This is a genomic window from Sinorhizobium sp. RAC02 (genome assembly GCF_001713395.1).
In the GTDB taxonomy this organism is placed as follows: Bacteria; Pseudomonadota; Alphaproteobacteria; order Rhizobiales; family Rhizobiaceae; genus Shinella.
In genome coordinates, this window is sequence record NZ_CP016450.1 from 708,711 (window position 1) to 721,414 (window position 12,704).

General features: G+C 63.3%; 11 protein-coding genes. 6 read left to right on the plus strand and 5 right to left on the minus strand.

What is annotated here, in order from left to right; genetic code table 11:
* Positions 1 to 11 precede the first annotated feature (11 nt).
* Together BSY16_RS03310 and BSY16_RS03315 are read left to right on the plus strand one after the other, a co-directional pair.
* The gene (locus BSY16_RS03310; RefSeq protein WP_069058358.1) at positions 12 to 3,149 is read left to right on the plus strand and encodes a multidrug efflux RND transporter permease subunit; all 3,138 of its coding nucleotides are present in this window, start codon (positions 12 to 14) and stop codon (positions 3,147 to 3,149) included.
* A gap of 5 nt (positions 3,150 to 3,154) precedes the next feature.
* Entirely contained in the window at positions 3,155 to 3,778 is a 624-nt protein-coding gene (locus BSY16_RS03315; protein ID WP_069058359.1) for a TetR family transcriptional regulator, read from the plus strand.
* On the opposite strand, the gene BSY16_RS03320 is transcribed toward BSY16_RS03315, so the two are convergent.
* The 4 genes from BSY16_RS03320 to BSY16_RS03335 are packed head-to-tail and all read right to left on the minus strand — an operon-like array spanning position 3,770 to position 8,411.
* Complete coding sequence (locus BSY16_RS03320; protein ID WP_069058360.1) at positions 3,770 to 4,018, minus strand: hypothetical protein; 249 nt, start codon at positions 4,016 to 4,018, stop codon at positions 3,770 to 3,772. The genes BSY16_RS03315 and BSY16_RS03320 overlap by 9 nt on opposite strands.
* 1 nt (position 4,019) lies before the next feature.
* Positions 4,020 to 5,243, minus strand: coding sequence for an aminomethyl transferase family protein (locus BSY16_RS03325; protein WP_069061338.1), 1,224 nt, complete (start codon positions 5,241 to 5,243; stop codon positions 4,020 to 4,022).
* Positions 5,244 to 5,248: 5 nt separating this feature from the next.
* Positions 5,249 to 6,805 carry a phytoene desaturase family protein gene (locus tag BSY16_RS03330; RefSeq protein ID WP_069058361.1) on the minus strand — a complete coding sequence of 519 codons (1,557 nt, stop codon included), beginning with the start codon at positions 6,803 to 6,805 and terminating at the stop codon, positions 5,249 to 5,251.
* On the minus strand, positions 6,792 to 8,411 hold the full coding sequence (locus tag BSY16_RS03335; RefSeq protein ID WP_069058362.1) for a phytoene desaturase family protein: 1,620 nt from the start codon (positions 8,409 to 8,411) through the stop codon (positions 6,792 to 6,794). The genes BSY16_RS03330 and BSY16_RS03335 overlap by 14 nt, the downstream gene beginning before the upstream one ends.
* A 164-nt stretch (positions 8,412 to 8,575) precedes the next feature.
* On the opposite strand from BSY16_RS03335, the gene BSY16_RS03340 reads away from it, so the two are divergent.
* From BSY16_RS03340 to BSY16_RS03355, 4 genes are all read left to right on the plus strand, one after another.
* Positions 8,576 to 9,394, plus strand: a complete 819-nt coding sequence (locus tag BSY16_RS03340) for a class I SAM-dependent methyltransferase (RefSeq protein ID WP_069058363.1) — start codon at positions 8,576 to 8,578, stop codon at positions 9,392 to 9,394.
* A 41-nt stretch (positions 9,395 to 9,435) separates the two neighbouring features.
* Positions 9,436 to 10,101 (plus strand): TetR family transcriptional regulator C-terminal domain-containing protein, encoded by a 666-nt coding sequence (locus tag BSY16_RS03345; RefSeq protein WP_069061339.1) that lies wholly within the window; start codon positions 9,436 to 9,438, stop codon positions 10,099 to 10,101.
* A gap of 29 nt (positions 10,102 to 10,130) precedes the next feature.
* Positions 10,131 to 11,213, plus strand: a complete 1,083-nt coding sequence (locus BSY16_RS03350; protein ID WP_069058364.1) for an extracellular solute-binding protein — start codon at positions 10,131 to 10,133, stop codon at positions 11,211 to 11,213.
* Positions 11,214 to 11,326: 113 nt separating this feature from the next.
* Entirely contained in the window at positions 11,327 to 11,578 is a 252-nt protein-coding gene (locus BSY16_RS03355) for a DUF982 domain-containing protein (RefSeq protein WP_069058365.1), read from the plus strand.
* Positions 11,579 to 11,587: 9 nt separating this feature from the next.
* On the opposite strand, the gene BSY16_RS03360 is transcribed toward BSY16_RS03355, so the two are convergent.
* Positions 11,588 to 12,682: an ABC transporter ATP-binding protein gene (locus tag BSY16_RS03360; RefSeq protein ID WP_069061340.1), complete on the minus strand. Its 1,095-nt coding sequence runs from the start codon at positions 12,680 to 12,682 to the stop codon at positions 11,588 to 11,590.
* Positions 12,683 to 12,704: the final 22 nt, after the last annotated feature.

Here is a 12,704-nt window from a genome sequence, read left to right on the forward strand (position 1 = left end):
GGATCTGAACGATGCCCAGTTTTTTCATCGACAGGCCGATTTTCGCCTGGGTCGTCGCGATCTTCATCATGATCGCCGGCGCCATCGCCATCCCGCTTCTACCGATCGCGCAGTACCCGGACGTCGCGCCGCCACAGATCACGGTGTCGACATCCTATTCCGGCGCATCCTCGCAGGATACCTACCAGAGTGTCACCAAGCTCATCGAGGATGAGCTGAACGGCGTCGAGGGCATGCTCTATTTCGAGTCGACCTCCGATGCCGCAGGGTCCGCGCAGATCAACATTACGTTCGCGCCGGGCACCGATCCGAGCCAGGCGTCGGTCGACGTGCAGAACCGCGTCAGCCGCGTCGAACCGCGTCTTCCCGATGCGGTTCGTCGCCAGGGCGTGACGGTCGAAGAGGCCGGTTCCGGCTTCCTCCTGATCGTCGCGCTGACCTCCACCGACGGTTCGATGGATGCCATCAGCCTCGGTGACTACGTCAACCGCAACATCCTCAGCGAAGTCCAGCGCGTGCCGGGCGTCGGCCGTGCGCAGCTCTTCGCCACCCAGCGTTCCATGCGCATCTGGCTCGATCCGGACAAGATGCTCGGCCTCAACCTGACGGCCGCGGACGTCAATGCCGCTATCGGGGCACAGAACGCCCAGATCGCCGCAGGTTCGATTGGCGCGCAGCCGAACCCGATCACCCAGCAGGTTGCGGCTCCCGTCAACATCAAGGGCCAGCTGACGACGCCGGAAGAGTTCGGCGCCATCGTGCTTCGCGCCAATGCGGACGGTTCGGCCGTGCGCCTGCGCGACGTCGCGCGGGTCGAAGTGGGCGGCGAGAGCTATTCGTTCTCGACGCGCCTCAACGGCCAGCCTTCGGCAGCCGTTGCCGTGCAGCTTTCGCCGACGGGCAACGCCATGGCGACGTCCGAGGCGATCAAGGCTCGCATGGAAGAGCTGTCAAAATTCTTCCCGCCGGGCATCGAATACTCGACGCCTTATGACACCTCGCCTTTCGTGAAAGTGTCGATCGAGAAGGTTCTGCACACGCTGCTCGAAGCCGTCGGCCTCGTGTTCCTCGTGATGTTCCTGTTCCTGCAGAACATCCGCTACACGATCATCCCGACGCTCGTCGTTCCGGTCGCACTGCTCGGTACCTGTGCCGTCATGCTCGCCATGGGATTCTCGATCAACGTTCTGACCATGTTCGCCATGGTGCTCGCCATCGGCATTCTCGTCGACGATGCAATCATCGTCGTGGAGAACGTCGAGCGCATCATGTCGGAAGAGGGCCTGCCGCCGAAGGAGGCGACCCGCAAGGCGATGAAGCAGATCACCGGCGCCGTCATCGGCATCACGCTGGTGCTCGCCTCGGTGTTCATTCCGATGGGCTTCTTCCCGGGTGCGGTGGGCGTCATCTACCAGCAGTTCTCGCTGACCATGGTCGTCTCGATCCTGTTCTCGGCCTTCCTTGCACTCTCGCTGACACCGGCGCTTGCCGGTAGCTTCCTGAAGCAGGTTCCGAAGGGGCATCACCAGGTCAAGCGTGGCTTCTTCGGCTGGTTCAACCGCGGCTTCGACAAGACATCGAGGAAGTATAGCGGCAGCGTCAGCTGGCTGATCCGGCGCACCGGCCGGGTCATGGTGATCTACCTCGCCATCCTCGCCGGCCTCGGCTACCTGTTCATGAAGCTGCCGTCGTCGTTCCTGCCGGACGAAGACCAGGGCTTTGCCATCGTCATGATGCAGCTTCCCTCCGAAGCGACGGGACACCGCACCGACGAGGTGCTGTCGCAGGTCGAGCACATCTTCGGCCAGGAACCGGCCGTGGAGACGATCGTCGGCATCAACGGCTTCTCGTTCTTCGGTTCGGGTCAGAACGCCGGTCTTGCCTTCGTGACTTTGAAGGACTGGAGCGAGCGTGGGCCGGAAAACTCGGCGCAGGCGATTGCCGGACGCGCCAGCATGGCGATGAGCCAGATCAAGGATGCGATCAGCTTCGCGCTGTCGCCGCCGCCGATCCAGGGTCTCGGCACGACGGGCGGTTTCTCGTTCCGTCTGCAGGATCGTGCCGGCCTCGGCCAGCAGGCGCTCTCGGCTGCAAGTGCCCAGCTTCTCGGCCTGGCGGCCCAGAGCAATGTCGTGGCGGGCGTGCGCGTTGAAGGCATGCCGGATGCGGCGCAGGTCAATGTCATCATCGACCGCGAGAAGGCCAATACCTTCGGCGTGACCTTCGCCGACATCAACTCGACGATCTCGACCAATCTCGGCTCGACCTATGTCAACGACTTCCCGAATGCCGGGCGCATGCAGCGCGTGACGGTCCAGGCGGACCAGAACGAACGCATGCAGGTGGCCGATCTCCTGAACCTCAACGTGCGCAATGCGAACGGTGGCATGGTGCCGATCTCGGCCTTTGCGACCGCGGAGTGGACGATGGCGCCGACCCAGACGGTCGGCTACAACGGCTATCCGTCCGTTCGCTTCAGCGGTGATACGAAGCCGGGCTTCTCATCCGGTGATGCGATTGCCGAGATGCAGCGGCTTGCCTCCCAGCTTCCGCCAGGCTTCGGTTACGAGTGGACGGGCCAGTCCTTGCAGGAAATCCAGTCCGGTTCGCAGGCGCCGATCCTCGTCGGTCTCTCGATCCTCCTGGTGTTCCTGTGCCTTGCAGCGCTCTATGAAAGCTGGTCGATCCCGTTCGCGGTCATCCTCGTGGTGCCGCTCGGTGTCATCGGCGCCGTGCTTGCGGTGACGATGCGCGACATGTCGAACGACGTGTACTTCAAGGTGGGCCTGATCGCGATCATCGGCCTGTCGGCGAAGAACGCGATCCTGATCATCGAGTTCGCCAAGGAACTGATGGAGGACGGCAAGTCGCTGATCGATGCGACGATCGAGGCCTGCCACCTGCGCTTCCGCCCGATCCTGATGACCTCGCTTGCCTTCACGCTTGGCGTTCTGCCGCTCGCGATCGCGACGGGTGCAAGCTCGGGCAGCCAGCGCGCCATCGGTACCGGCGTGATGGGCGGCATGATCACCGCCACCGTGCTCGCGATCTTCTTCGTTCCGGTCTTCTTCGTCTTCGTGATGAAGCTGTTCGGCTACGGGAAAAAGAAGGAGGAGCCGACTTCGGCGGCAACCAGCCCGGCGGAGTAGGCACCATGCGCCGGACGAAGGCAGAGGCCAAGGAAACCCGCCAGCAGATCCTGCTGGCGGCAGAAAAGGTCTTCTACGAAAAGGGTGTCGCCCATGCCTCGATGGAGGATGTGGCGCGCGCCGCGGGGGTTACCCGCGGCGCCATCTATTGGCACTTCGCCAACCGGGCGGACCTCGTGCTGGAACTCTACAATTCGCTTCCCATGCCGCAGGAAGAGCTGATAGCCCGCGAACTGGAAGCCGAGAATGCCGACGTTTTCGGCGTGCTCGAACGGGTGGGCCGGGAATGGCTCGAAATGCTCGCAACGGACGAGCACCGCCAGCGTATCCTCTCGATCCTGCTGCGCTGCGACAATACCGGCGAATTCGCCGTCATCTCCGAACGCCAGAACGACATCGACGACGAGCACATGCAGGCGCTGGAAGCGGCCTTCTTGAAGGCGCAAGGGCAGGGCAAGCTTGGCGGAGCCTGGACGCCGCGCTCGGCCGCCTCCACGTTGCGCTGGGTGATCAAGGGCCTGTGCTCGGAGTGGCTGCTCTTCGGCCGTCGCTTCGACATCGCCAGCGAAGGCAAGGACGCCCTTCACCGCCTGTTCGCCACCTATGGCACGCCCGCGGCGTCAACCTGATCCCTTGCGGAAAGCCTCCAGCCGCGCGATCCACTCTTCGCCGAGCTTCCACCGCCTCAGCACCGAAACCGGATCTTCCGCATCGAGCCTCGAACAGATGCGGTAGATTTCCAGTACCTCCGCCGCCATGTCGCCGCGCTGGCAGAAATACATCGCCGCCGCATAGCGCGCGCGCCCGGACCATTCGGTGCCGGGTGGCGTGGTGATGATCTCCCAGTTGCGGCGCGTTTCCTCGTCCATGTTATGTCAGGCCGGGCGGCGTTACCGTGCGGCGCGCGAGCTTGACGAAGGGCCGTGGCACGATCTTCGCGCGCTTCATCATCTTCTGATACTTCAGCTCTCGCATTGCATAGATTTCGACCCAGAGGTCATCGGTGAATTTTGAACCGTAGGGTCGTTCGAGGCTGGCGATGGCGATGTTGCGCTTGGCCGTCGGCGACCAGATCGCGGCGGTGACGAGGCCCGCCTCGTGCTTTTTTCGATGATAGACGATGGCATGCTCGGCGGGAATATTTCCTTCGATTTCAAGGCCGACGAGGATGTGCTTAAGAGTTTGATTCCGACGTGCATCGAGGATCGCCCGGCGCCCGTTGAAGTTCGGCTTGTCCGGATTGACCAGCCAGTCGAGACCGATTTCGTCGGGCATGCGCACGCGTTGGGCGCGAAGCGAGCCTTCGGCGGTAACGAAATCCGCATTGGCGACGATGAAGCCGGCTTCGATGCGTGTCTGGTTGAGCGCGCCATAGCCGATGGCGCGTATGGCGTGCTCCTGCCCGGCGGCCCACAAGCGATCCCACAGCGAGAGCGCCTTGGCACGCGGCACGAAGAGTTCGTAACCGAGGTCACCGGTGAAGCCGGTTCGGGAAATCGTCACCTCGCCATTCTCATGCGGGAAGGTGGCGATATCGAAGGGTTTCAGCCTTTCCGCGCCCGCAAAGCCAGCGTCGCGCAGTACGGCGTAACTGGTCGGACCCTGCAAAGCGAGGCCTGCGATTTCCTCTGTTTCCTCACGGATATCGACGGTGAAGCCGAAGGCGCTGTCGAGCAGCCAGGGGAGGTGGCGCTCCTGGCAGCACAGGCGGAATTCCTGCTCGCCAAGGCGGAAGAGCGTGCCGTCGTCCAGAACATGGCCATGGTCGTCGCACCAGGCGGTGTACTGCACGCGGTTGACGCCGAGTTTGCGCACGTCGCGCAGCGTCAGGCGGTTGAAGTAGCGTTCGGCATCCGGGCCGGTGATGCGGTATTTCACCATCGGCGATATGTCGAAGAGGGCGGCGGTGGAGCGGATGGCGAAATATTCGAGTTCGCTGTCGAACAGCGAATGCGGCGCCTTGTAGCCGGCCCAATTGTACCAGTCGTTGACCTCGCTCAGCGCCATCAGTCGGTCATGGAACGGCGTTTCAAGACGAGGCGCGAGGATATGGTCGCGGGCGGCGCGGCGCAGTTCGGCGGCGGATTTCGTCATGGCGTTCATGCTTTCGCTCCCGAAAGGATGTGGCGGGCCGCATTCCAGCCCGGCAGGCCGGAAATGCCGCCGCCCGGATGCGCGCCGGCGCTGGCGAGATACAGGCCCTCGATTGGCGTCGTGTAGCCGGAGGCGGCACTTGTCGGCCGGTTGATCAGCAACTGGTCGGCCTGCAATTCGCCATGATGCCAATGGCCACCGGGCAGATTGTACTCCGCCTCGATATCGACGGGCGTCATCAGGTTGGCTGCAACGACGGATTTGCCGATGCCGGGGGCGTGACGCTCCAAGGTTTCCAGGATGATCTTCAGGAATGCCGGCTTGCCGGCCTCCCATCCTGCCTTGAGGCGATAGGGGGCGTATTGGACGAGCGCGGAAAGCGTGCAGCCGCCCGCGGGCGCAAGCGACGGGTCGACAAGGCTCGGCAGCGTCAATTCCATCACCGGATCGGGAGAGAATTCGCCATATTTCGCGGGGTTGAAGGCGCGCTCGACCTGTTCCATCGACCGCACCAGCACGATGCGCCCGGTGCGGGCATCCACCGGCAGGCCCTCGAAGTTCGGAATGCGATCGAGTGCAAGGTCGAGCTTGGCGACATTGCCATAGCTGCGCACGTTCTTCACCGAGCGCACGAAGCCGGTGCCGCTTTCCGCGGGGTCGACGAGGTTGAGGAAGGTCGTCTGCGGATGGATCGCCGAGACGACGATCGGGGCGGTGATCTCCGTGCCGTCACGCGTGACGACGCCGCTCGTCCTGCCGCGATCGGCCAGGATGCGGCCGACGGGTGTGCCGCAGCGGACGGTGACGCCGGCTTTTTCCGCGGCGTGCACGAAGGCGGGCGCGACGCTTGCCATGCCGCCTGATGGCACGAACTGGCCGCCGATCTCGCCGGCGACGTCACCTGTCAGGCGATAGTAGAGGCCAAGGAGCGAGGTCGGTGAGCGGGGGCCGAGATGGATGCCAAGCGTTGCATCGAAGGCGAGCAGCCCTTTCAACCGGTCGTCGCTCAGATATTCGTCCGAAACGTCGGCGACGTTCATCAGCAGCATGCGCAGGAAATCGCGGCCTTCACTGCGTCCCTTGCGGATCAGCCCGAAGCCGGCGGCGGCGAAGGTGGAGAGATCGCCAAGCGAGATCGCGCCGATCTGCGGCGGCGGGCGGCGCAGGAAGCGCTTCAGGATGCCGGCCTGGAAGATGAGTTTTTTGCGCAGGGCTGCGAACGCTGCTTCCTCCTCGGCGGAGACACCGGCGATGCTCTCGCCGTAGGCGCCATGCAGCGTGATGGCCTTGCCGGAGCCATCGAGCACGGTCGTGGGCAGCAGCGTCCCGTCGCCGGTGAGGTCGAGGCCAATATCACGCGCGACGTCCGCATCGAGCCGGTTGACGAGATGCGCAAGGCCGGCGGAGCGGAAGCCGGGGGCAAATTCATGCCCGCGCGTCGCGCCGCCCGGAGCATTCGCCGCTTCCAGCACCAGCACTTTGCGGCCGCCCTTGGCGAGGCGGGTGGCGGCGGCGAGCCCGTTGTGGCCGGCGCCGATAACGATCGCATCAAATGACGTCATGGGCTTTGCTCATCTGTTCGGGGGTGCGCTTCAGGTCGCGCAGGATTTCGGCGGCGGCGTTGCGGCCGGGTGCGCCCATCACGCCCCCGCCCGGATGGGTAGAGGAGCCGCACATGTAGAGCCCGTGGATGGGGCTGCGATACTGGGCGTAGCCCGGCACCGGCCGGTTGAAGAGAAGCTGGTCGAAGGTGAGCTCACCCTGGAAGATGTTGCCCTCGGTGAGACCCACCTCATTTTCGATCTCGCGTGGCGTGCGCACTTCCATATGCACGATGCGGTCGCGGAAGCCGGGCGAATAGTCGGCGATCTGGCTGATGACGGTTTCGGCGAAGGCGTCGCGGTCGGCATCCGTCCAGTCGCGGCCCTCCACTTTCGGCGGGCAGTACTGCACGAAGCAGCTCATGAAATGTTTGCCGGGCGAGGCCATGGTCGGGTCGAGTGTCGTCGGGATCACCATGTCGAGGAACGGATCGGCCGACCATCGCCCGTCCTTCCAGTCGTCATAGGCGCGCTCCATACGCTCGATGGAATCGGTGAAGTGCATGTCGCCGCGCATGCAGGAAGAGCCTGCCGGCAGGGCCGGAAATTCCGGCAGGCTGTCGAGCGCGATGTTCACCTTGCCCGACGAGCCGCGCATCTTGAAGTGCTTGACCCGGTGGACGAATTCGCCGGGCAGGGCGTCCTCGTCGACGAGTTTCAGGAAGGTGCGCTTCACGTCGGCATTGGAGACGACGAGGTCGGCGCGGATCTCGTCTCCGTTCGCCAGCACGACACCGGTGGTGCGCCCGCCGCGGGTGAGGATTTTCGAGACTTCGGCATCGGTACGGATCGTGCCACCCACGGCCTCGAAGGAGCGGGCGAGCGCCTGCGTCACCGCGCCCATGCCGCCGCGCGCATAGCCCCAGGCGCCGACGGAGCCGTCCACTTCGCCCATGTAGTGATGGAGCAGGACGTAGGCCGTGCCCGGCGACATCGGGCCGAGCGCCGTGCCGATGATGCCGGAGAGCGCGAGATAGGCCTTGATGACGTCCGTCTCGAAATATTCGTCGAGATAATCGGAAATCGACATGGTCCAGAAGCGCAGCGTCTCGGCCATTTCGTGCGGGCTGAACTCGCCGAATTTCTTGGCGAGGTAGAGGAACTCCGAAATGTCGCGCGGGCGAAAACCGAACGGATCCGGCGCGGTGCGCATCAAGAGGGGCTGGATGAAGCGGCACTGGCGCGTCACGTCGCGGGCGTAGCGCTCGTAAGCCTCGGCGTCGCGCTTCGAATAGCGGGCGAATTCGCGGCGGTGGCTGTCGTGGTCGCGGTAGGAGGCGAGGTAGTCGCCATCGCGGGTGAAGACCGCGCCGCCCTCATAGGCGATGACCTGGAGGCCGTGTTTTGGCAGTTCGAGATCGCGCATGATCTCGGGCCTAAACAGCGAGCAGACATAGGAACAGTTGGAATAGAGGAAGCCGGGCGTCAACTCCCGGCTGGTCGCGGCACCCCCGACCCAGCCGTTCTTTTCCACCACCACGACCTTGAGGCCGGCGCGCTGCAAATAACACGCCGTGACCAGCCCGTTGTGGCCGCCACCGACGATCAGGGCATCGTACTTTTGCATTTTTGATGTCTCCCTTGTTTCTAAAAGCTGCATCAAAAGCAAAATGTTGTCCAGATATTCTGAATGATCATTCAGCAAGTATCTTGCAATCGCCTGATTATGCGCTAGAATTTCGACCTATGGACAAGCGCGCCGGTTCTGTGGCCGCTGGAGCAGGGATTGCCATGGTGGCAACAGACGGGGATGGTACGGCGTCAGAGCCGGAATATGACGAGGCGGCGATCCGTTTCCTCGGCGTGTTGTGGGGCGAGGGCTATCTTTCGCCCGGCGGGCCGGCAGAGGTCGATCGCGTGCTGGCGGGTGTCGATCTCAAGGGGCGACGCGTTCTCGATTTCGGCTGCGGCGCCGGCGGCATAACCCTCCATATTGCCAGGACTCAAGGGCCTGCGGAGATCGTCGGTTATGATGTCGAGCAGCCTGTCATCGAACGGGCGAGGGCGGCGGCGGTGACGCAGGGGCTTTCCTCCATCGTGCGTTTCGTTTCCAGTTCGCCGGGTAGTCTGCCGTTCGATGTTGATGAATTCGATGCCGTGTTCTCCAAGGATGCGATGATCCATGTGCCGGACAAGCAGGCGCTCTTTGCCGAACTCTTCCGCGTCCTGAAACCCGGCGGCGTCTTCGCTGCATCCGACTGGCTGATCGGCCATGACGGTGAGCCGAGCCCCGACATGAAGGACTACATCGCCGCCGAGGGACTGAGCTTCGGCATGGCCTCGTCGCGCCATTATCTGAGGGCCATGGCGACGGCGGGGTTCGTCGATTGCACCGCCGAGAGCCGCAACGGCTGGTATCGCGAGGTGGCGCGCGGTGAGTTGGCACGTCTGAAAGGTCCGCTCTATGACGAGGCTGTCGCAGCTGTCGGCGAGGCCTATGTCGAGAAGAATATCCGCACCTGGACCGCCATGCAGAAGGTTCTTGACAGCGGGGAGCATTGTCCCACTCATCTGCGCGCAAACAAGCCGGCCGCGGGAGAACGCCCGTGACCGTGCTCATGAAAAATCCCAAAGGCAAGGTGACGGTGAAGATGCGGGCAGGCGGGGCTGAACAGGGCTCGGGTGATGGCGAGAAGCGGGGCCGCAAGGCCTCCAAGGAAACGAGACGGCAGCAGCTCATCGAGGCGACAATCGATTCGCTCGCCAAGCGCGGTTATTCCGATACCACGCTGGCAGATGTGGCGGATGGTGCTGGCCTTTCCCGTGGCATCGTCAATTTCCATTTCGAGAGCAAGGAAAACCTGCTCGTCGCCACGCTGCAATTCATGTCGGAAGAGTATGGCGACCACTGGAATGCGGCGCTGGAAAAAGCCGGCCCAAGCGTGGCGAGCCGCATCTGGGCCGTCGTGCATGCCGATTTCGACCGCAAGATCTGCACCAAGCGCAAACTTGCCGCCTGGTGCGCCTTCTGGGGTGAGGCGAAGTCGCGCCCGACCTACCAGGCGCTGTGCGGTGCGCGCGACGTCAAATACCAGGAAACCGTGATCGCGCTCTGCGCCGAGCTGAAGGTGGAGGGCGGCTATGCCTATGAACCGGAGCCGATGGCGCTATCGCTCTGCGCCATGCTGGAGGGCCTGTGGCTTCGCCTGATGATGGGCGACGGCACCACGCGGGAGAAGGCGCTGGAGGCGGCAATCGCCTTCGTCGTCACGGTTTTCCCGAACCATCTGACTTTGCAAGGACCAAAACCACAATAGGGAACCCGAAAACGGGGAAGGAGCACGGCATGACGACAACAAACACGGCCAAGCGGTACACCACGACGGCATTGGCCGCCTTCCTCGCTCTCGGAACCGCACTCCCTGCCTTCGCCGCCGATACGCTCACCGTCTTCGACTGGTCCGGCTACGAGGACCCCGCTTTTCATCCCAAATATACGGAGAAACACAACGGTTCGCCGGATTTCTCGTTCTTCGGCGATGAAGAAGAAGCGTTCCAGAAACTACGGTCGGGCTTCAAGGCGGATATCGCGCATCCCTGCGCGCAGAGCATCGTGAAATGGCGTGAGGCCGGGTTGCTGGAGCCGCTGGATACGTCGAAGCTGACGTCGTGGAACGACATGCTGCCGAATTTCAAGACGATGAAGAACCTGATGACGTCGGAAGACGGCACGGCGTGGTTCCTTCCCTTCGAGTGGGGCAACACGGTGTTGACCTACCGCACGGATACGGTGAAGCCGGAAGAAATCGCCTCGCTCAAAGCCTTTGCCGATCCGAAGTTCAAGGACCGCGTGTCGATCGGTGACAATGTCGACGACGCCTATGCGCTGGCGGGCCTCGCCATCGGCCTCAAGGACCTGACGGCGATGACGGACGCGCAGTTCCAGGAGGCCTCGGCGTTTCTGCGCGAGGTGCACAAGAACGTACGGCTCTACTGGACGGACAACACGGATCTCAGCCAGGCGCTCGCCAGCGGCGAAGTCGATCTCGCCTGGGCCTGGAACGAGACGGCGACCACTTTGCAGGCGGAAAGCCAGCCGGTCGCCATCAAGAAGGACACGAAGGAGGGGCTTTCCACCTGGGTTTGCGGCTACTCGCGGCTCAAGGGTGCCGAAGGCAGCCCTGATCTTGCCTATGATTATCTGAACGCCGTCACGGACCCTGCCGTCGCCGCCTATATGGTCGAAAGCTGGGGGTATGGCCATTCCAATGCCAAGGGCATGGCTGTCGTCGACCCGAAGATCCTTGCCGCCAAGGGCTATGCGGATGTCGACTCATTCGTCGCCAACACGCTCTTCCAGGCGCCGATCCCGACGGAGTTGCGGCAGAAGATGATCGCCGAGTTCGAGAAGATCAAATCGGGCTATTGAGGACTTTTAAGCGCTTTTAAGCGCCCCCTGCCATAGATCGCCCGTCCGCTCCCGGAACGACCCGGGAGCGCTCTGCGTTGAGTCCGGTTCAATATCGCGTGAGGTATTGCGTCATGGACCCGAAACGCTGGAGCAAACCGATCACTTTCGAGACGCCGCATCTTGGCCAGTATAGAACGATCGTCAGCACGCAGGAGGCGGTGCGGGCGCTTGTGAATGACTGGCCTCTCCAGAAGGGACGGCAACTCAAGGCGGCACGAAAGACCTGCGCAGCCGTGCTCGAGGGCAGGAAGCCGCCCTCCGAGGCGCGCAACGCCTTCATCGCCGCAGCCGTCGAGGCTGACGTTTTCGTGCGCGAAAAGTAGGCTCTGGCGTTACACCCGCGAAACCGGCGGGTCCTCCGCCAGAAGCACGAAGGCATCGGGATCATAGGCGAGGCGGATTTCTGCGCCGACAGGCAGGTCGTCTGCGCCAAAATTGTTCGTCTCGACCATGGAGAGTGGCTGTTCCAGCCCGTCAATGCCGACTGTCAGGTGGGTGACCTCGCCGAAATAGGCACGGTTCTCGATGCGACCGGTGAGTTCGTGTGGCGCGCGATCGTCGTCCCACAGCAAGCACAGCCGCTCCGGGCGGATTCCGACGGTGACATGGCCGTTGGCGGTGGCAAAGCCCTGCGGCTTGACGAGATTGACGGCACCGAAGCGCGCGGCATCGACGGAGACGGTATCGGCCTGCTCGCCGAGCACTTTGGCCTTCAAAAAGTTCATGCCGCCGAGAAAGTCGGCGACCTTGCGGGTGCGTGGGCGCTGGTAGATTTCCTTGGGGCTGGCGATCTGGGCGATGCGGCCGCCGAACATGACGGCGATGCGGTCGGAAAGCGCCAAGGCCTCGTACTGGTCATGCGTGACGAGGATGAAGGTGATGCCAACCGCCTTTTGCAGGGTGCGCAGTTCCACCTGCATTTCCTCGCGCAGCTTCTTGTCGAGGGCGGAGAGGGGTTCGTCGAGCAGCAGCACCTTCGGGCGCATGACGAGGGCGCGGGCGAGGGCCACGCGCTGGCGCTGGCCGCCGGAGAGTTCGTGCGCCTTGCGCTGGCCGAGACCCGACAGGCGCACCATATCGAGCGCGTCACCGACGCGCTTCTTCTCGTCCTCCGGCGAAAGTTTTAGCCGTTTCAGGCCGTAGGCGACGTTTTCCCCTACGTCGAGATGCGGGAAGATGGCGTAGCTCTGGAACACCATGTTGGTCGGCCGCTTGTTCGGCGGCAGGGCCAGAGAGGGCACGCCGTCGATATAGATCTCGCCGGCCGTCGGCGTTTCGAAGCCGGCGATGGAGCGCAGAAGCGTGGTCTTGCCGCAACCGGAGGGGCCGAGCAGCGAGAAGAATTCGCCCTCTGCGATCGACAGCGACACGTCGTCGAGCGCCTTGTAGATGCCGTAGAACTTCGACACGTTTTCGATCTGGATCATCGCGCGGTCGGGCATGGATGGC